This is a genomic window from Massilia polaris (genome assembly GCF_012927275.1).
Taxonomy (GTDB): Bacteria; Pseudomonadota; Gammaproteobacteria; order Burkholderiales; family Burkholderiaceae_D; genus Telluria_A; species Telluria_A polaris.
This window is the reverse complement of sequence record NZ_JABBGG010000004.1, coordinates 118,197-137,457: the sequence shown is the minus strand read 5'-3', so window position 1 is coordinate 137,457 and position 19,261 is coordinate 118,197. Positions and strand designations below refer to the sequence as shown.

General features: G+C 60.0%; 19 protein-coding genes and 1 tRNA gene. 4 read left to right on the top strand and 16 right to left on the bottom strand.

Annotated features, from left to right (window positions below; translation table 11 throughout):
• Nucleotides 1–40: 40 nt before the first annotated feature.
• The 10 genes from HHL21_RS08650 to rpoD all read right to left on the bottom strand — a co-directional run bounded on the left by HHL21_RS08650 (nucleotide 41) and on the right by rpoD (nucleotide 9,511).
• Nucleotides 41–850, bottom strand: coding sequence for a c-type cytochrome (locus HHL21_RS08650; RefSeq protein WP_169464853.1), 810 nt, complete (start codon nucleotides 848–850; stop codon nucleotides 41–43).
• Complete coding sequence (locus HHL21_RS08645) at nucleotides 851–2,470, bottom strand: cbb3-type cytochrome c oxidase subunit I (protein WP_169464852.1); 1,620 nt, start codon at nucleotides 2,468–2,470, stop codon at nucleotides 851–853.
• The gene (locus tag HHL21_RS08640) at nucleotides 2,457–3,032 is read right to left on the bottom strand and encodes a cupredoxin domain-containing protein (protein WP_169464851.1); all 576 of its coding nucleotides are present in this window, start codon (nucleotides 3,030–3,032) and stop codon (nucleotides 2,457–2,459) included. Before HHL21_RS08640 ends, HHL21_RS08645 begins: the two co-directional genes overlap by 14 nt.
• Nucleotides 3,029–3,199, bottom strand: coding sequence for a hypothetical protein (locus tag HHL21_RS08635; RefSeq protein WP_169464850.1), 171 nt, complete (start codon nucleotides 3,197–3,199; stop codon nucleotides 3,029–3,031). The genes HHL21_RS08640 and HHL21_RS08635 overlap by 4 nt, the downstream gene beginning before the upstream one ends.
• 5 nt (nucleotides 3,200–3,204) lie before the next feature.
• A complete protein-coding gene (locus HHL21_RS08630) occupies nucleotides 3,205–4,491 on the bottom strand; it encodes a c-type cytochrome (RefSeq protein ID WP_169464849.1) in 1,287 nt (428 codons plus the stop codon).
• A gap of 5 nt (nucleotides 4,492–4,496) precedes the next feature.
• Complete coding sequence (locus HHL21_RS08625; protein WP_169464848.1) at nucleotides 4,497–5,222, bottom strand: c-type cytochrome; 726 nt, start codon at nucleotides 5,220–5,222, stop codon at nucleotides 4,497–4,499.
• Nucleotides 5,223–5,938: 716 nt separating this feature from the next.
• Nucleotides 5,939–6,397 (bottom strand): hypothetical protein, encoded by a 459-nt coding sequence (locus HHL21_RS08620; RefSeq protein WP_169464847.1) that lies wholly within the window; start codon nucleotides 6,395–6,397, stop codon nucleotides 5,939–5,941.
• A gap of 9 nt (nucleotides 6,398–6,406) precedes the next feature.
• A complete protein-coding gene (locus HHL21_RS22130; protein ID WP_169464846.1) occupies nucleotides 6,407–6,730 on the bottom strand; it encodes a DUF4258 domain-containing protein in 324 nt (107 codons plus the stop codon).
• 316 nt (nucleotides 6,731–7,046) lie between these two features.
• Nucleotides 7,047–7,125: transfer RNA gene (locus HHL21_RS08610), tRNA-Ile, on the bottom strand.
• Between the two features lie 142 nt (nucleotides 7,126–7,267).
• Entirely contained in the window at nucleotides 7,268–9,511 is a 2,244-nt protein-coding gene (gene rpoD / locus HHL21_RS08605; RefSeq protein ID WP_169464845.1) for an RNA polymerase sigma factor RpoD, read from the bottom strand.
• 232 nt (nucleotides 9,512–9,743) lie between these two features.
• Between rpoD and HHL21_RS08600 the strand changes: the two genes are divergently transcribed.
• A complete protein-coding gene (locus tag HHL21_RS08600; RefSeq protein ID WP_169464844.1) occupies nucleotides 9,744–9,914 on the top strand; it encodes a hypothetical protein in 171 nt (56 codons plus the stop codon).
• A gap of 58 nt (nucleotides 9,915–9,972) precedes the next feature.
• On the opposite strand, the gene dnaG is transcribed toward HHL21_RS08600, so the two are convergent.
• The 5 genes from dnaG to ybiB form a co-directional block, all read right to left on the bottom strand.
• Nucleotides 9,973–11,769, bottom strand: coding sequence for a DNA primase (gene dnaG, locus HHL21_RS08595; RefSeq protein ID WP_169464843.1), 1,797 nt, complete (start codon nucleotides 11,767–11,769; stop codon nucleotides 9,973–9,975).
• A gap of 244 nt (nucleotides 11,770–12,013) precedes the next feature.
• Nucleotides 12,014–12,463, bottom strand: a complete 450-nt coding sequence (locus HHL21_RS08590) for a GatB/YqeY domain-containing protein (RefSeq protein ID WP_169464842.1) — start codon at nucleotides 12,461–12,463, stop codon at nucleotides 12,014–12,016.
• A 159-nt stretch (nucleotides 12,464–12,622) separates the two neighbouring features.
• Complete coding sequence (gene rpsU, locus HHL21_RS08585) at nucleotides 12,623–12,835, bottom strand: 30S ribosomal protein S21 (RefSeq protein WP_005665410.1); 213 nt, start codon at nucleotides 12,833–12,835, stop codon at nucleotides 12,623–12,625.
• A gap of 109 nt (nucleotides 12,836–12,944) precedes the next feature.
• Nucleotides 12,945–14,159 carry a BaiN/RdsA family NAD(P)/FAD-dependent oxidoreductase gene (locus HHL21_RS08580; protein ID WP_169464841.1) on the bottom strand — a complete coding sequence of 405 codons (1,215 nt, stop codon included), beginning with the start codon at nucleotides 14,157–14,159 and terminating at the stop codon, nucleotides 12,945–12,947.
• 52 nt (nucleotides 14,160–14,211) lie between these two features.
• Nucleotides 14,212–15,171, bottom strand: a complete 960-nt coding sequence (gene ybiB, locus HHL21_RS08575) for a DNA-binding protein YbiB (RefSeq protein ID WP_169464840.1) — start codon at nucleotides 15,169–15,171, stop codon at nucleotides 14,212–14,214.
• 124 nt (nucleotides 15,172–15,295) lie between these two features.
• Between ybiB and HHL21_RS08570 the strand changes: the two genes are divergently transcribed.
• The 3 genes from HHL21_RS08570 to HHL21_RS08560 all read left to right on the top strand — a co-directional run bounded on the left by HHL21_RS08570 (nucleotide 15,296) and on the right by HHL21_RS08560 (nucleotide 18,454).
• Entirely contained in the window at nucleotides 15,296–16,354 is a 1,059-nt protein-coding gene (locus HHL21_RS08570) for a 3-deoxy-7-phosphoheptulonate synthase (RefSeq protein ID WP_169464839.1), read from the top strand.
• Nucleotides 16,355–16,482: 128 nt separating this feature from the next.
• The gene (gene tsaD, locus HHL21_RS08565) at nucleotides 16,483–17,523 is read left to right on the top strand and encodes a tRNA (adenosine(37)-N6)-threonylcarbamoyltransferase complex transferase subunit TsaD (protein ID WP_169464838.1); all 1,041 of its coding nucleotides are present in this window, start codon (nucleotides 16,483–16,485) and stop codon (nucleotides 17,521–17,523) included.
• Nucleotides 17,524–17,611: 88 nt separating this feature from the next.
• Nucleotides 17,612–18,454, top strand: a complete 843-nt coding sequence (locus HHL21_RS08560) for an endonuclease/exonuclease/phosphatase family protein (protein ID WP_169464837.1) — start codon at nucleotides 17,612–17,614, stop codon at nucleotides 18,452–18,454.
• Here HHL21_RS08560 and HHL21_RS08555 read toward each other — a convergent pair whose 3' ends face one another.
• A complete protein-coding gene (locus HHL21_RS08555; protein WP_169464836.1) occupies nucleotides 18,455–19,261 on the bottom strand; it encodes an ABC transporter ATP-binding protein in 807 nt (268 codons plus the stop codon).

Below are 19,261 nucleotides of genomic sequence, written 5' to 3'. Positions count from 1 at the left end.
CATCCGTGAAGTTCGACTATGGAACAACCCGGCACTACTTTTAGTGACCAGGCAGCGCTTTGCGTGCGTAGAAGTTAGAGACATCCTCAATTTCCTCAACCGTCATCGCACGGGCCACATTGCGCATTTGCTGCTGGCCGTCGTTTCTGCGCTTGCCGGACTTGAAAGCTCCTAATTCCTGCACCAGGTACTGCTTCGGCATGCCTTCCAGCCATGGTGCGCCGAGCTTTTGATCGACACCACCGTGACACGAGATGCACGGCGCGATGTTACGCATTGGGTCACCCACACGCACCAGCGCGGGCAGCGTTTCGTCGTAACTGGTCGGCGCTGTACGGGCTTTCGGCAAACTCGCATAGTAAGCCGCCAAATCCACGATGTTTTGTTCAGTCAGATTGCGCGCAAGTGCCGCCATCAGCGCATTCTCACGCTTGCCGCTTTGGTAGTCCATCAATTGCTTAATCACCACTTCCGGATATTGTCCGGCCAAGTTAGGCGCATCCGATCGGCTCATGCCAAGCGCGCCATGGCACATCGTACAGTTCAGGGCCAGCGTGGCGCCACGGCCAATCGACGCCGGCCTGGCTTGCTTACTCATGGCCGGCAGCAGAACCACGTTAGTCGAGACCATCGGCTTGGCGCGGTCCTCGGCAGCGGGGTTTCCCCATTTGCTAGGCAGTCCGGCTGCGCGGCAAATGCTGTCCCAAATTCCTTGGGCACGGAAATCGGCTTGCGCCGTGGGCAGCAACAGGAAGCCGACGGCTGCGGCCCCCATGGTCAGCGCGATCAGGCTGATGATGCTAGTCCTGGCGATGCCACGGACTCCGGACAATGGTTTCTTGGTGTGCATTTATCGTGCTCCGATCGGTATGACCGGCACCGACGCCTCAGGTATCAGTGCCAGCTGAACGATGGGGTAACCGTAGTTGACCAGGGTGAGTGCAATCATCATCGCCACCCACAGGCCCAGACCATTGAGCACCGCAGGCGGCTTGGAATTCGGGTGCACTGCCTGGCTAAATGTGAACGCTGGCACAGGGGCAGACTGGCGCCGGGCGCTGGTCAAGATATAGATGAACATTGCGGCCGATATCACCAGGATTAGCCCGCCGAAGGTGGACATCGTCACCGTGATGGCTTGCGGGGCCAGCAGCGGATGCGTGTAGTCGTAGTAGGCCATGCGCCGTGGCGCGCCCAGCAATCCAACCAGGTGCCACGGCATGGTAAGGATCATCATGCCGCTAAACCATGTCCATAACTGTGTCTTGATCAGGCGCGGCGACAGCGTCGCGCATGAGAGCAGCTGCGGCCACAGTTCATATGCGATCATGAAATACATGATGACAATGGCGCCGCCAAAAATCAGGTGGAAGTGCCCGGTCACCCACTGCGTATTGTGGATCGATTCGTTTAGCTGATAGCTCATGTTGATGATGCCCCCGGCACCGCCAAACCCGAGCATGATGAATGCCAGCGTGACCGCCAGCATCCACGGGTTGTTCCACGGTAGGGCCTTGACCCAGCCTAGCGCGCCCTTTCCTCCGCGCAGCCGCGCCACGATTTCGGCCGACGCCACGATGGTAAATACGGTCAGCAGGGTCGGAATGGACACCATGGCTGTCATCGCGGCGTGCACAAACTTGAAGCCGGCACCGACCTGTGGATCCGCAAACAGGTGGTGAATGCCAATGGGCATGGAGAACACGAGGAACAAGGCAAATGCGACCCGACCCATCGTATCGCTGTAGAGCCGTCCACCAATGGCCCGTGGGAATAGAGTGTAAAACGCAATGTATGCAGGCATCAGCCAGAAATACACGATAGCGTGCAGTGTCCAGGAAAACAGTACCCGAGCGAGACCGACGTTGATGGTATCGGTCAAGCCGGTAGTTGCTGGCAGTATCAATAGCAGGATCTCCGATGCTGCACCGACCGACGTCCAAGCCCACAGGTATGCCCCAGTGACGTTGCCATACATGGCCAAGGGAATCGTCGTTTCAGGATTGGCCTTGGTCCAGGCGCGCAAGTTGATTGCCATTAGCGCTACCCAGATCCATGAGCCGACGACCACGAGCACGATGCCAAGATAGTAGAACGTGCTGCCAATCATCGGCGGATAGAAGGTGTAAAGCACGGACGACTTGCCTACCGCGGTTGTCAGCGCCGCCATCAAGGTGCCGGCGATCACCAGCCAGAACCCTCCCCATGCCCAGCGCACGCCAATCAACGGTCGCTTGAGCGCCAGCTCGGTGATCGCATATCCAAAGCCCATGGCCACCAATGTCGGCATCACGTAGCCCATAACGGTGCCGTGGCCCGTGACTGAACGGTAGTAGTGCTCGGGGTTGTTCACCCAGGGAGAAAGCGGACTGCGCACGAACATCTGCCATTCGCCGAGAAGGATCGCAGCGAAGAAGGCGATAAACGCAACCCAGAAATGCCATAACACTAATTTTCTAGCCCGGTACACAGCTCAGCCTTTCTCCAGCTTTAGCTTTTACATAAAAGTCTTGCGGCGAAATAACCTGAACCTTGGCCCACATGGCCTCATGGCCGGTGCCACAGTATTCGTGGCATGGCATGAGCTGCTCACCGACCTTGGGGAACGTCGTGGTGAAGGTGGAAATGAAGCCGGGGATGAGCATCGTGTTCGCATTGGTGCGGCCGACGATAAAGCCATGGATGGCATCGGTGCTGGTGCCACGGAATGTTACCGGCACGCCGGCTGGAACGACGATGCACTGGGGAACGAATGAGTATTGCTGACCGATCAGGCGCACGATGACACGTCCATCTTTTTCAAGTGAGGTGCCCAAGTTGTTTTCGACAAATTCGCCCTGGATGTGCAGCGTCTTAATGTCGATCGTCTCCACGCGCGAAGGCGGCATGGCCGCCCAATGCAGGCCGGTAAAGATCATCATCGCCAGCAAGGCCGCGATGATGGTGAGAACGATGATTGCCCAGCGACGCTCGGCCACAATGGCCACCCGTTCCGATGCGTGGCGCCCGCTGTCGGAGTCCGGCTCGGTCATTGCACGGCCCCCCTTGGAAGGTAGACTACCCAGTAAAAGAGAAAGAACATCGCGACCACAATAAAGGTGGCAATACCGGCCACAGCAAAAGTGCCGGAAGGTCCGCGACTAACAATCTCGTCGACCTTCTTGTCGAAGTCATCGTCTTGAGGCGTAGGCGTCATCATGTCCTCTATTCGGGTAACAGTTTTCGCAGATCACTTACTTGGGGGGCGGTGACCGGGGTGCCGTTGTTCCCCCACGCGACCCGAATGTAAGTGACGACGGCGGCCACTTCGTCATCGTTAAGAATGTGGGAAAACGGTGGCATGCCGTGCGGCCGTGGGTTCTTCTGAGTGCCTGGCGGATAGCCACCGTTGAGGACCATGCGGATCGGATTGACCGGCGTGTCCATTGTGATCGACTGATTCCCCGCCAATATTGGGAAGGATGGAGGCTGGCCCTTGCCAGCGTCGCCGTGGCACATTGCGCACTGCGCTGTATAGACAGTGCGGCCAAGTTCCATGACCTCGGGCGCTATCAATCTGGCCTGACTGGTCGGTGGCGGCGCACTGTCTTTTTGTGGCAATGCCTTCAAGTACACGGCCATCGCTCTGATGTCTTCGTCGGTCATGTACTGCAGGCTGTTGTACACGACCTCAGCCATAGGTCCATAGACCGTACCGCGTTTTGATACGCCCACTTGGAGCAAGTCCGAAATTTCTTCAATGCTCCAATGTCCGAGGCCAGCTTCGCGGTTCGATGTCAGCGACGGCGCATACCAATTCTGGTTCGGGATCATTCCGCCTTCGAAGGCCGTCGATTCACTCGATCCGCCCAACGCGTTGACCGCCGTGTGACACATGGCGCAATGCCCCAAGCCACGCACCAAGTAGGCGCCACGGTTCCATTCGGCGCTCCTGCCGGCTACCGGCTCGAACTCGCCCTCCTTGAAGTACAGGGTGCGCCAACCGATGAGGAGCTCGCGGTTGTTGAAGGGGAAGCGTAGCGCGTGTTCGCGGTTCTTTTGCCTGACCGGCGTCACCGACATCAGGTAGGCGTATATGGCATCCGAATCGGCGCGTGTCACCTGCGTGTACGAGGCGAACGGCATAGCGGGATACAACAGCTTGCCATCGCGGGAAACGCCCGTGTGCATCATTCGGTAAAACTCGTCTGCGGTCCATAGGCCGATGCCCGTGTCATCGTCAGGGGTAATGTTCGGCACATACAGGTTGCCAAAGGGCGTCGCCATGGCGCGGCCGCCAGCGAAGACCGGGCCGTTCGGTACAGTATGGCAAGCTACGCAGTCCCCGGCACGCGCCAGGTACTCGCCCTTGTTGATGACCTGGGTCGAGGCGTTAGCTTCGTGCGCCGCCCCGTTCTTCGGCAAAAAGCCCGGCCGTAGGAAATAAAGCGTTGCAACGGCTGCCAGAGCCAGCGCGATCAGGATGAGTAGTACGCGGACTTTTCTGGACATGCTGCTCACCGTTGGCTACCACAGGCCAATGGCATGCGGACCAAATTGGACGGCTCAGGGGAAGCATCAGCAGGTGGCACCTGCTGCGCGAGCCAGCCCGCTACCGCAGTGATGTCGGGTTCTGAAAGCCGCTTGGCGATGCGCTCCATGCAGTCCGGGTGCGCGGCGGTGCGCTCGCCCACACGCCAGCGGGTTAGCTGGCCTGCGATATAGGCAGATCGCAAGCCGGCCAACCCCGGAATCCCGGGCTCCATACCGGTCAGGTTCTTGCCGTGGCAACTGATGCACGCCGGCACACCTTTGGAGGCGTCGCCGACCGTTGCCAGGACCATTCCACGTTGGCTGGCGGCAGGATCGGACACCGATTTTTCACGGGGCTGGAATTGCGGGCGCAGGCTTGCGAAGTGCTGCGCAATTTCCTTGAGGTAGGGATCAGGAAGATAAGCCACGAGATAATTCATCGGCGGATAGCTGCGCGTACCATCGCGAAAAGCTGCGAGCTGGTTGTACAGGTAGCCAGCCGGCTTACCGGCAATGCGCGGAAAGTAGCCGTTGGCGGTGCCCTGACCTTGCTGGCCGTGGCAAGTAACACAGCCTTGAACGCGCGCCTCAATCGAGTCGAGTCGCTCGAATTTAGGCACGGCGTCGAGCGACCTTTGATTTGCGGCTATTGCGGGCGCAACGCACACAAGCAGTATCGAACTGAACAGCGAAACATGATTTGAAGACATTCGACTCCCATTCATGACGCGACAAGACTTTCCGCGAGCGCGAGGCATGACACGGAGCGCAGAACAGTAAATACGGCGTTAGCGAAATGATTATATCGAAGTTGAACGGAGTATATGGTTCGATTGGAAGATTGAGGAAACGAGCAACGAGTCTTAGAACACCTGACAACACATCTTGCTTGTTTTGAGAGCAACAACCTCGTACACCGCGTCGCGAGCCTAACCTAAGCACAGTCGAAGCAGGATCAGGCGCGGAGCCCGTGTCTGATTCCGGCGACTCCAAAATATTTCGCGCTTAAATCGCAAAAAATACGATTTATTGGAAAATCGCTCGTTTCGGCCAGACAGCGTGTTTGGAACTTGGCACCATTGCCGCACTTTTTACTTCCCAAAGGTGAGCAATGAATCAGCAAATAGAGGCGACTGGCGTCCTGATGGACCCACGAATACCGCGCACAACTAAATTCGTCCCGCTAGCACAGGAACTCCGCACTCACGTGGATACGGAATGAGCCGCTTACCATCTAGGCCGTCGGCCGCAGACGATGCGGGTCTGGGCATCCCTTGAAAAGAGCCCGCTTCGACCGGTCCGCATCAACCGGCGGCCATGGCCCGTTGATGGAATACGACGCTTACTTCATAGCGACTGAGCGGCCAACGATTCAGAGCAACAAAAAAGCCCGCACTCGGCGGGCCCGATGTTCAGCCGTGAATGGCTAAGCCAGGGCGGGCTCTTGGTCTTCGACCTTAGAAGTCCACTTATGGTGAGCCTCGGAAATAATAATCCGGGAATGGCTGATTCGATCAATGGTGTTCAGCATTTCAACGGTCGCACCCACACCTTCTTTGCCATCGTGCGATTGCTTGTAGATCATACGTACGACGAGATCCGAAGTCTTCGGAACCTTCCCCGTTTTCTCCCATTTAGCAACAGCCTGCTCGGTACATCCCAGCAACTTCCCCAGCGACTTTTGCGAAAGGAGAAGTCCACTGCGGATGTAGCGAAACTCCGCGCCGGTTAACTTGCCCGGCTTGTTCGATAGCGCCATGCAAATAGCCTTCGTTAGGCCATCAAGATCATGAAAGGAGACTGCCTTCCCATATGGCGTGTCCTTCTCGACGTAGCCGTTCTTGAGCCATACATTGCGCAAGCCTCCGTCGGTATAGTGATACATCCTTTTCTCCTAAATATACATTGCCGTCACAAGGACCAGATCCGGCTCGTCATCGCTAATGGCAACTACGACGCCGATATTGTGTCCAGTGCAATAATGCTCCATCCGACACTCCAAAGTACCCAACATCGTGTTGGGCTCGGGCGTACGCTTAATTCTCCCTTCGCGCAACGTCGAAATCACGCAAGCAACGGAGATGTGACGCTTTCGCATCTGCTGCCTGACGTGGTTGGTGAAAAAAACGTTTTGTGAATCGAGCGACTCGGCCCGTATGTATGCCTCAAGTTGCTGCTTCGAGAGCTGCGTGCGCTTTCTTGCTTGTTTAGTTGTCACTTGAGACTGCCTATACAAAATATAGGTGCAATTGGCGCGTCGCACAAGAGCTAAATCAAATTGTGCGCAGCTTTAACGATAAATTTGTAACCAAAAAACCAACAATGAAATATTGCGCTAGTTTCCCCACCGATAACAGATCCGTTGGGCATTGTGTGAGAACACCAAATGGTTTTGGTCGCCTGGCTTGGGGGCTTGAGGCATTGGGCGCCTACTTAGCAGTAAGTGCTGAGCGGAAAATCCTACACCGTCCCTACACGCACTTTTCAGACTTCCGTGATGACCGGCCAGTATAAGGCCAAGTCATTGATTTTATTGGTGGGCCTCCCGTGAGTCGAACACGGCACCAACGGATTATGAGTCCGCTGCTCTAACCAAGCATGAGCTAGAGGCCCTTTGAGGGGGTTCCGTTACCTCACTTGTGAGGGCCTATACTGGGTTTCTAATGCTCAGTATGGGCTCCCGTTTTCACGGGAGCGACGGTGGCTAAAAATTCGAAGGGGCGAGGATAGAATCTCTGCCTCGCCCCGTCAAGGTTTAATTGCCTTCGAGGAAGCTCTTCAGCTTGTCGGAGCGCGATGGGTGGCGCAGTTTGCGCAGCGCTTTCGCTTCGATCTGGCGAATCCGCTCACGCGTCACGTCGAACTGCTTGCCCACTTCTTCCAAGGTGTGGTCGGTCGACATCTCGATACCGAAACGCATGCGCAGCACCTTCGCTTCGCGCGGGGTCAGCGAATCCAGCACGTCCTTCACCACGCCACGCATCGAAGCGTGCAGTGCGGCATCCGATGGCGCCAGCGTGTTGTTGTCTTCGATGAAGTCCCCCAGGTGGGAGTCGTCATCGTCGCCAATCGGCGTTTCCATCGAGATCGGCTCTTTCGCGATCTTCATGATCTTCCGGATTTTGTCTTCCGGCATTTCCATCTTGATCGCCAGCGTCGCTGGATCTGGCTCGGCGCCGGTCTCTTGCAGGATCTGGCGCGAGATGCGGTTCATCTTGTTGATCGTCTCGATCATGTGCACCGGGATACGGATCGTGCGCGCCTGGTCGGCGATCGAACGCGTGATCGCCTGGCGGATCCACCATGTCGCATAGGTCGAGAACTTGTAGCCGCGGCGGTATTCGAACTTGTCCACTGCCTTCATCAGGCCGATGTTGCCTTCCTGGATCAGGTCGAGGAACTGCAGGCCGCGGTTGGTGTACTTCTTGGCGATGGAAATCACGAGACGCAGGTTGGCCTCGGTCATTTCACGCTTGGCCTTGCGCGCCTTCATTTCACCCGCCGCCATCTGACGGTTGATGTTGCGCAGGTCCGGCAGCGGCAGGACGACGCGCGCTTGCAGGTCGATCAGGCGCTGCTGCAGTTCCTTGATGGTCGGGATGTTGCGTCCGAGGATACCGGAGTACGCGTGGCCCGCGTTGACTTCGCCATCGACCCAGTCGAGGTTGGTTTCGTTGCCTGGGAAGACCTTGATGAAGTGGGCGCGCGGCATGCCGCACTTGTTGACCGCAACGTCGAGGATCTGCTTTTCAATGTGGCGTACTTCGTCGACCTGGCCGCGCAGCGTGTCGCACAGCTTTTCGACGACCTTGGCGGTGAAGCGGATGCCCAGCAGTTCGTTGGAGATCGCTTCCTGCGCCTTGACGTAGGCCTTCGAGTTGTAGCCGTCCTTTTCGAACGCCTTGCGCATCTTGTCGAACTGCACCGAGATGACTTCGAATTTCTCCAGCGCTTCGGCTTTCAGCGCTTCGAGCTGTTCCGCGGAATAGCCGGCCGCGCCCGAAGCGGTGGTTTCTTCTTCCTCGGCTTCTTCTTCGCCCTCGGCATCGTCGTCGTCTTCGTCGTCATCCGACGATGCCGCCGGCGCGCCAGCGGGCGTGGTCGCCTCGCCGTCTGCGTTGACCATGCCGTCGACGATTTCGTCGATCTTGGATTCGTCGTTCTGGATGCGGATCGCGGCGGAAATAATTTCGGCGATGGTGACCGGGCAGGCGGAAATTGCCTGGATCATGTCCTTCAGGCCATCTTCGATACGCTTGGCGATTTCGATTTCGCCTTCGCGGGTGAGCAGCTCGACCGAGCCCATTTCACGCATGTACATGCGGACCGGGTCGGTGGTGCGGCCGAAGTCGGAGTCGACGGTGGACAGCGCGGCTTCGGCGGCAGCCTCGGCTTCATCATCGCTGGTGACGGTGGCGACGTTATCGGACAGCAGCAGCGTTTCGGCATCGGGCGCGTGTTCATAGACCGCGATGCCCATGTCGTTGAAGGTGCCGATGATGCCTTCGATCGCTTCCGGATCGACGATGTTCTCAGGCAGGTGGTCGTTGATCTCCGCGTACGTCAGGAAGCCGCGTTCCTTGCCGAACTTGATCAGGGTCTTGAGTTTGTTGCGGCGGCGCTCGAGTTCTTCCTCGGATGCCTCGGTGTCGGACGAGAATGCGTCCTTCAGCAGCGCTTTTTCCTTGGCTTTACGGTCTTTGGCCTTGGCCTTGTCGACCGCTTTCAGTTCGGCGCGTTCTACCGCATTGAGCGCGGCGACTTCGTCGTTCTCAGGCTGGAATTCCTTCGGCTTGCGCCCGCGCCGCCCCGGTACCTTAACGGTTGGCAGCACATAGCCGGACGTATCGATGGCTGCCAGGGTGGCGGCATCGGTCGTCTGGCTGACAACGGGCGGCGCACTCGGCGCACGCACTTCCGCTTTGTCTGCTTTATCCGCTTTGGCGGACGCTCTCGTCGGCTTTGCAGCCACTTTGGATTCGGGTTTCTTGATTGGCACAGGCGCTTTCGATGTCACAACGACTAGCTTTACGATGGTTTAAGTAAAATTTGTTGCTGGCCCTACGTTCCGGACCCACCTTTGGGGCCAGTCCGGCATTGCTGCACTCATTACACCTTTACATCACCTTGCAGGCAGATCCGCGCATCGCCGCACGCCGTATGCCGCAGCCGGCAACGGCCTGGCGGCAGAAGCCGGCTGCGACAAAACGGCGGGCGGGGGCAAGGCCGTAGTGGTTGATGGCATTTTTACCGTGACGCGCATCGCGCTGTCTCAACCAAAGCTGGCCCTGGCCGCCGGCGCCACCATCCGCGCCGATCAAGAGCCTAACTTAGAGGAAGAAGTTCACTTCCTGTTAAAAAATAAGATTTCTAAGAAAGCAACACTTAGCGTTTTATTATAGCACGCACCCCGGCTTTTTCTAGTGCCTAACGGCCAACATCCAGGGCCGGTTGACGCAGCTAGCGCGCGCTCAGTTCGGCTTGCGTTTCACGCAACAGTTGGTCTTGCATCGCGGTGATTTCCCGGTAGCGAATTCCCACCTGATCTGAGGTCAATCCGGATGAAAACAATTGATTGAGCTCGTGTTTTAATGCGTCCATCTTGATCTGCCTCACAGCTCCTGCAAGCCATAATCTAACGCTATCGAAATCGGACTCGGGTTCGGAGGCAATCTCGGCGATCAGGCTGTCGTAATCCGCGCCTTCGTTCTTTAGTTGCTGAGACAATGCAGCGAAGCTGCCGTTCGGTCCCAGTGCCTGCGCGGCGGCAACTAGTTGCAACAGGCGCTCGGCGGATTCCGGCCCGAAATGGTTGAATGCCTGGAGAGCCGACTCGTCCAGCTCGAGCGCGAGCGGCGGGTGGGCGACCAGATGGCGAATGATTTGCGCTTCCAGCCCGACCGGTTGCGGCCTTCCATGCCGCGGCGGCGCCTTGCGCGCGACGGCGACCGGCTTGGCCAGCTCGAACAAGCCTTCGATTTCAGCCGGCGTCGATTCCGTCAGGCCGGCAAGGCCGCGCACGATTTGCAGGCGCAGTGCCGACGGCGCCATCGACTGCAGCAAAGGCTTGGCATCGAATTGGACCCGCGCCCGCCCTTCAGGTTCCGACAAGTCATGTTCGGCCGACACTTCGCGCAGCAAGAATTGCGACAACGGCATGGCTTCATGGATTTCTTGCTCGAACGCATCAGCGCCGCGCTCGCGCACGAAGCTGTCCGGGTCGTGCTCTTGCGGCAGGAACAGGAACTTGATGATCTTGTCGTCGGTCACTTGCGGCAGACAGGCTTCCAGCGCGCGGCGCGCAGCCTTGCGACCGGCCTTGTCGCCGTCGAAACTGAAGATGACCGTGTCGATCTGGCGCAGCAGTTTTTGCACGTGGGTACTGGTGCATGCGGTGCCCAGGGTGGCGACCGCTTGCGGGAAACCAAGTTGCGCGAGCGCGACGACGTCCATGTAGCCTTCCGTCACCAGGACGTAACCGGCGTCGCGGATCGCCTGGCGCGCTTCGAACAGGCCGTACAGTTCCAGGCCTTTCTGGAACAAGGGTGTTTCCGGGGAGTTCAGGTATTTGGGTTCGCCCGAGTCGAGGACGCGGCCGCCGAAGCCGATCACCTGGCCTTTGACGTTGCGGATCGGGAACATGATGCGTTCGCGGAAACGGTCGTACCGCTTATGCTTGTTGCCTTCTTCGTCGACCTTGTCGATGACGAGGCCGGATTCGACCAGCGCCAGCGCATCGTATTCAGGGAACACCGAGCGGAGGTTGTCCCAGCCGCTCGGCGCGTAGCCCATGCCGAAACGGGCGCAGATTTCGCCGGTCAGGCCACGTTTTTTCAGGTACTCGATGGCGTTTGGCGCAGTGCGCAGCTGGCCGCGGTAAAAATCGCAGGCGCGCGTCATCGCGTCGGACAGTGCCAGCGCCTGGGCCTGGTTCTGGGCGCGCTGCGCTGGTGGGATCTTGTCGTCCGCATCGGGCACGACCATGCCGACGTTCTGGGCCAGGTCCTTAACCGCGTCGACGAAGCCCATTCCCGAGTACTCGATCAGGAAGCCGATCGAGGTGCCATGGGCGCCGCAGCCGAAGCAATGGTAGAACTGCTTGGTTGGACTGACGGTAAAGCTGGGGGACTTTTCGTTATGGAAGGGGCACAGGCCCTGGTAATTCGCGCCGCCCTTCTTCAGCTGCACGTAGCGGCCGACGACGTCGACGATGTCGACACGGTTGAGCAGGTCGGTAATGAACGATTGTGGAATCACGTTTGATGAACAGTCTTTGTCTTAGGTCAGACTATACCGGCGCGCAAGTAACAGTGTTGAGCTGAAACAATACGCGACATGGATTTCCTTGGGTGATCTTTTTGGCGCCAATCTCAAAATCAGGGTCAACGTGACCCGGTCTGTCCCCGGGGTCTGTCCCCGGGGTCTGTCCCCGGGGACAGACCCCGATTTTTTTGGAGCCAGCAATGCTCCTCCAATGGTGGCCTGACCGCGATTTTGGGAATTATCCGCCGCTCAGGGCTTTTTTGACGAGACCGGATACCACCGTCATGTCGGCGCGGCCAGCCAGTTTCGGCTTGACGATCGCCATGACCTTGCCCATGTCTTGTGGACCGGCAGCGCCCGAGGCGGTGACAGCGGCGGCTACTTCAGCCGCAACTTCTTCGTCCGACAGGCCGGCAGGCATGTAGGCCGACAGGATGGCTAGCTCGGCTTTTTCGATGTCGGCCAGGTCCTGGCGGTTGCCCGCTTCGAACTGGCTGATCGAGTCCTTGCGCTGCTTGATCATCTTTTCGACGATCGCCAGCGTCTGGGCGTCGTCGAGTTCGATGCGCTCGTCGACTTCCTTGCGCTTGATTTCAGCGATCATGAGGCGAACGGTCTGCAGGCGGCCCGCGTCTTTCGCGCGCATTGCCGTTTTCATGTCTTCGGTGATTTGTTCTTTTAAGCTCATGTCATCCTCGCGTCGAATCGGCCGTTTCGGCCGGGCCACGTTGGCCAGGTATAAATAGCAAAACCCGCTGCGGTAAACCGGAGCGGGTCTGCGACTCATCAAGACAATTCATCCGGCGCGGCACGAGGCCAGCCACCGGATAAGCCTTGATTGGAAATCTTAGTACAGCTTCTTTGGCAGTTGCTGACTGCGAATGCGCTTGTAGTGGCGCTTTACGGCAGCTGCCAGCTTGCGCTTGCGCTCAGCCGTTGGCTTTTCGTAGAACTCGCGTGCACGCAGTTCGGTCAGCAGACCAGTTTTTTCGATAGTGCGCTTGAAGCGGCGCATGGCTACTTCGAACGGCTCGTTTTCTTTAAGGCGAATAGTGGTCATGTAAAAATCAAACCGTTAGATTTAGAAGGGAAGAACGAGATTCTAGCAGCATTTCACATTGATGGGAAGCTTTTCGCTTTCCTGTTTCGCAAGCGCCACACCAAATACCTCATTCGCCGACGGCCTGTCCTGCTGCGACACCGGAGGCCCAGGCCCATTGGAAATTATACCCGCCCAGCCAGCCGGTGACATCCACCGCCTCGCCGATGAAGTACAGGCCGGGCACCTTGTTGGCCATCATCGATTGTTGCGACAGCTCGCGCGTGTCGACCCCGCCCAGCGTGACTTCGGCCTTGCGGTAGCCTTCCGAACCGGTGGGAACGATCGCCCAGCGGTTGATCGCGTCACCCAGCTTGCGCAGTTTCGCGTCCGGCATGTCGGCCAGGCGTGCGTCCGGTTCGAAGCCGTTGGCAACCAGCAAGCCTTCCGCCAGCCGCACCGGCAGCCATTGCGACAGCACGTTGCCGAGCTGCTTCTTGATCGTGCCTTTGCCTTCGATCAGCACCTGGGCCACATCCATGTCCGGCAGCAGGTTGAGGACGATCGGCGTTCCCGGCTGCCAGTAGCTGGAAATCTGCAGGATGGCCGGGCCGGACAGCCCGCGGTGGGTGAACAGCAGGTCTTCGCGGAAGTGGCCGCGCCTGGCGCCCTTCCCCTTGCCCGAACCGGTCTCGACTTCGACTTCCAGCGCGATGCCCGACAAGGGCGCGAACGCCTCCCAGCTGGGGCCGTCGAAGGTCAGCGGCACCAGGCCCGGACGCGGTTCGATGATATTCAGGCCGAACTGGGTCGCGATGCGGTAGCCGAAGTCGGTGGCGCCGATTTTCGGGATCGACAGGCCGCCGCTGGCGATGACCAGGCTGTCGGCCAGGATGTCGCCGGTGTCGGTCGCCAGCAGGAAGCCTTCCGGCGTGTTCTCGACCGAGCCGACTGTGCATGGCATGCGCCAGGTGACGCCGCCATCGGCGCACTCTTCCTTGAGCATCTGGATGACCTGCTCGGCAGAGTCGTCGCAGAACAGCTGGCCACGGTGCTTCTCGTGGTGACCGATGCGGTGTTTCTTGACCAGCGCGAGGAAGTCCTGTGGCGTGTAGCGCGACAGCGCGCTTTTGCAGAAGTGCGGGTTCTCGGACAGGAAATTGGCCGGGCCCGCATTAATATTGGTGAAATTGCATCGGCCGCCGCCGGAGATGCGGATCTTTTCAGCCAGCTTGGCCGCGTGATCGATCAGGACTACGCGCTTGCCACGCTGGGCGGCAACTGCCGCGCACATCATGCCGGCCGCGCCCGCGCCGATCACTGCTACATCGAATTGTTTTGCCATCTGGTGCGTTTTCCGCGAGTTACAAAAGCAGTGATTGTAAACCGGGCGGCGCTCAGGCCTTCAATGCTTTCGCTACCTTCAGGCATTGTTCGACCTGCTCGAGGATCGTTTCCGGCACCGGGACCTCGCCACGCAGCGCCTGGGCGATCCATTCGGCGGTGCTGGCCGCGTCGCGGGCAGACGGCATCTCCGCCAGTTCGTCGGTGGGATCGCCGCGCTGCACCAGCAGCACGCCCTCGCCGTTGTGGAACCACTCGATCTGCTGGCCGCGGTTGGCGTTCGCCACCGTTTCGCCTTCAGTCCCGCGCATCAGGAAGGCGTCGCCGCGCCCTGCCGGGGCTGCAGTGGTGAAATATTCGCTCAGCATTTCGAGGTACTCGGGATGGGTGTAGGACACCAGCCGCAGCGCCGGGCCGTCGAACGGCTGGAGTATCTTGACCAGCGTATGGGTGGAATTGCGCACGCCGAGGATGCGGCGCAGCGCCAGCAGCCGCGCCATCTTCGGCGCCAGCGTTTCGATCGGCATGAAGCAGGGTTCGCGGCGCGCGGCCGCCGCGGCGAGGTCGGCCGGCGAGCTGGCGGGGGCAAGGCCCATCGCCGCCAGGATTTCCGCGCTCGTCACGCGGCCGGGATCGGTGCTGACGCCGTGCACCAGCACCGGCACGCCTTCGCGCGCGAGCAACAGCGCCAGCAAGGGCGTCAGGTTGGCCAGCTTGCGCGCACCGTTGTAGCTTGGAATCAGGACCGGCGCGTACTCACAGGCGGGCACCGGCAGCAGCTGGAACGAGGCCTCGGCCGCGTCCAGGAAGCCGGCGATCTCGTTGACCGACTCACCCTTGATGCGCAGCGCCAGCACGATACCGCCCATCTCCAGGTCGGACACCCTGCCGTCCAGCATCGCCCCGTACAGCGCCCACGCATCGTCGCGCGACAGGCTGCGCGCACCTTTCTTGCCGCGTCCGATTTCCTTGATGAAATGTGCGGCTGGGAATGGTTCGAGATTTGTCGTCATTGATGAAGCTTACACCGGGAGGTTTTTAACAGGTCGGGGATTTTGGCCTGCTGCAATGCAGCACAAAGAAAATCGTACTACACTTGCAGGTTACTACTGGAACAACCCAACAAAGCTGACACCGATGATCACGCCCGATATTGAAAATAGTAACGTCAGCTCGTTCGCGCTGATGCCCTCGCCCGAACAGCTGCACGCCGTGCTGCCGCTCTCCGATGCCGCCTTCCAGACCGTCATGCGCGGCCGCGAAGCGCTGCGCAACATTCTCGACCGCAAAGACAAGCGCATGTTTGTCGTGGTCGGACCGTGCTCGATCCACGACCCGATCGCCGGCCTCGACTATGCGCGCCGCCTGAAGAAACTGCAGGAAGAAGTGGCCGACACCATGTTGCTGGTAATGCGCGTGTACTTCGAAAAGCCGCGCACGACCACCGGCTGGAAGGGCTATATCAACGATCCGGACATGGACGACTCGTTCCGCGTCGACGTCGGCATGAGCAACGCGCGTAAATTCCTGCTCGACGTGTGCGAACTCGGCCTGCCGACCGCGACCGAAGCGCTCGACCCGATTTCGCCGCAATACCTGGGCGACCTGATCGCCTGGACGGCGATCGGCGCGCGCACCACGGAATCGCAGACGCACCGCGAGATGTCGTCCGGCCTGTCGACCCCGGTGGGCTTCAAGAACGGCACCGATGGCGACATCAGCATTGCCATCAACGCGATCTTGTCGTCGGCGCACCCGCACTCCTTCCTCGGCATCAGCAGCCAGGGCACGGTCTCGATCGTGCGTACCAGCGGCAATGCTTACGGCCACGTGGTGCTGCGCGGCGGCGACGGACGCCCGAACTACGATTCGGTGTCGGTGGCGATCGCCGAGCAGGCGCTGGCCAAGGCCAAGCTGCCGGCCAACCTGGTGGTCGACTGCTCGCATGCGAACAGCTACAAGAAGCCGGAACTGCAGCCGCTGGTGATGTCGGATGTGATCCAGCAGATCAAGCACGGCAACAAGTCGATCGTCGGCGTGATGATCGAATCGAATATCGTCGGCGGCAACCAGAAGATTCCGAGCAATTTGTCGGAACTGAAGTATGGATGCTCGGTGACGGATGGGTGTATTGATTGGGAAACGACTGAGGCGATGCTGAAGGCGGCGCATCAGGAACTCCTCCAGCGGCCTTAAACCGTCGGTCCTGCGAAAGCGCGACCCCATGCTGAGTTTTATAGCGGGCTAAGCAGGGATTCCCGCGTGCGCGGGAACGACGGCATGGCGTCCGTTACAATATCGCCCTCACCTCTTTTCTTACTCCCATGATCGTTCTCGGCGTCGAATCCTCCTGCGATGAAACCGGCCTTGCGTTGTACGACACGCAACGCGGCCTGCTGTCGCACGCACTCCACTCGCAGGTTGCGATGCATGAGGAGTACGGCGGCGTCGTGCCCGAACTGGCGTCCCGCGACCACATCCGCCGCGCCATCCCGCTGCTCGAACAGACCCTGTCCAGCGCCGGCATCGACGCCTCCAGCATCGACGCCATCGCCTACACCCAGGGCCCGGGCCTGGCCGGCGCGCTGCTGGTCGGTTCCTCCGTCGCGTGCAGCCTCGGCCTTGCGCTCGACAAGCCGGTGCTGGGCGTCCACCACCTCGAAGGCCACCTGCTGTCGCCGCTGCTGGCCAGCGATCCGCCGCAGTTCCCGTTCATCGCGCTGCTGGTGTCGGGCGGCCACACCCAGCTGATGCGGGTCGATGGCGTCGGCCGCTACACGCTGCTCGGCGAAACCCTCGACGACGCGGCCGGCGAGGCCTTCGACAAATCGGCCAAGCTGCTCGGCCTCGGCTATCCCGGCGGCCCCGCCATCTCGCGCCTCGCCGAGTTCGGCAACCCGGACGCCTACAAGCTGCCGCGCCCGATGCTGCATTCGAAGGATTTTAACTTCAGCTTCTCGGGCCTGAAGACCGCGGTGCTGACAGTCGTGAAGAACCACGAAGAAAAAGTGATCGCGAACATTTGCGACCAGGACAAGGCCGACATCGCGCGCGGCTTCGTCGATGCCATCGTCGACGTGCTGACCGCGAAGTGCGTGAGCGCGATGCGCCATTCCGGCCTGAATCGGCTGGTGATCGCCGGCGGGGTCGGCGCCAACTCGCAGCTGCGCGCGTCGCTCAATGCGGCGGCCGAGAAAAAGAAGTTCCGCGTTTACTACCCTGAGCTGGAATTCTGCACCGACAACGGCGCGATGATCGCCTTCGCCGGCGCGATGCGCCTGCAGATCAACCCGGACGCGGCCCAGCGCGACTACTCGTTCAACGTGCGCCCGCGCTGGCCGCTGGACGAAATCGAGGCTGCATAGAAACAAAAGATTGTCGTACTCATAAGGTGTCACGCATTTCGTTAAAAAATGGCAAACTCCCCCGGTCGTATTTTTCCGGAGGTGCCGTATGCGTGTTGTTAGTTGGAATATTCACTGGGGCTGCGGCAAGGACAGCCGGATCCGCATCCATGCGATCATCGATGTCCTGCGCAAGTTAAATCCCGATATCATCTGCCTGCAAGAAGTAGCGGCGAATCATCCTGAACTGGAAGGCAATGCAAGCGCCAACCAGTTCCGCCAGCTTGCGGGCGCATTCGGCGGTTACCAGCCTGTACTGGAACCAACCAGCGAAATCTACCAGAACAACATGCCGCGCCAGTTCGGCAACCTGCTGCTGTCGAAGTACCGCATCACGCAAGTCCACCGCCACTCGCTGCCGTGGCCGCCTGACCCGGCCAACCCCGGCATGCCGCGCGGCCTGATCGAAGCCGTGGTGGAAGCGCCCGGCGGCAAGCTGCGCATGCTGACCACCCACCTCGAATATTATTCGCAGATCCAGCGCATGGCGCAGGTAAAACACATCAAGGACCTGCATTGGGAAGCGTGCGAGCGCGCCCGCCTGTACCAGCCCACCCCCGGCCTCGACGCGCCCTTCCAGCTGGGATTCCGCCCGGGCAGCGCGATCTATTGCGGCGACTTCAACTTCACGCCGGATTCGCCCGAGCACGCCGCGATGCTGGCGACCGACGACAGCATCGCGCTGCCCCTGGTCGATGCGTGGAGCCAGACGCATCCGGACAGTGCGCGCGCGCCGACCGCCGGCCTGCATGGCTTCAAGTGGCCCGAGCGGCCGGCATGCTACGACTACTTCTTCGTGACCGAGGACCTGGTCCCGCGCCTGAACGACGTGACGGTGCAGTCCGAAACCGCGGCGTCGGACCACCAGCCGATCGTCATCGACATCACTTGACTAGGCGGCCGCTTTTGCGGGCACGGCCTGCCGGTGGTACAGGAATTCCAGCACCTGCTTGCGGTACTCCATGTAGAGCGGGTCGTGCGCCAGCGCCACCCGGTCGCGCGGACGCGGCAAGCGCACCTCGGCGATCTCGCCGATCGTCGCCGCGGGCCCATTTGTCATCATGACGATGCGGTCCGACAGCAGCACCGCCTCGTCCACGTCGTGCGTCACCATCACCACCGTCGAACCGGTCTGGGCCACGATGCGCAGCAGTTCGTCCTGCAGGTGGGCGCGGGTCAGCGCGTCCAGGGCGCCGAACGGTTCGTCCATCAGCAATACCTTCGGCTCCATCGACAACGCCCGCGCGATGCCGACGCGCTGCTTCATGCCGCCCGAGATTTCGTACGGCCGTTTTCCGGCGGCAGCGGTCAGGCCGACCATCGCCAGCGCGTTGGCGGTGCGTTCGCGTAACTGGTCGCGGTCTTCGCGCGCGCCGAACACCCGTTCGACCGCGAGGTAGACGTTGTCGAAGCAGCTCAGCCACGGTAGCAGCGAATGGTTCTGGAACACCACGCCGCGTTCCGGCGACGGACCGTCGATCTCGCGGCCGGCGCAGATCAGCGCGCCGGCGGTGGCCCTGGTCAATCCGGCCAGCAAATTGAGCAAAGTCGATTTGCCGCAGCCCGAGTGGCCGATCAACGTGACGAACTCGCCCTGCGCCACGGTCAGGTTAATGTTGCGCAGCGCATGGAAGCGACCCTTGCGCGTATCGAAGACCATTTCCGCGCCCAGCACTTCGATGAATTTTTTGGCGACCAT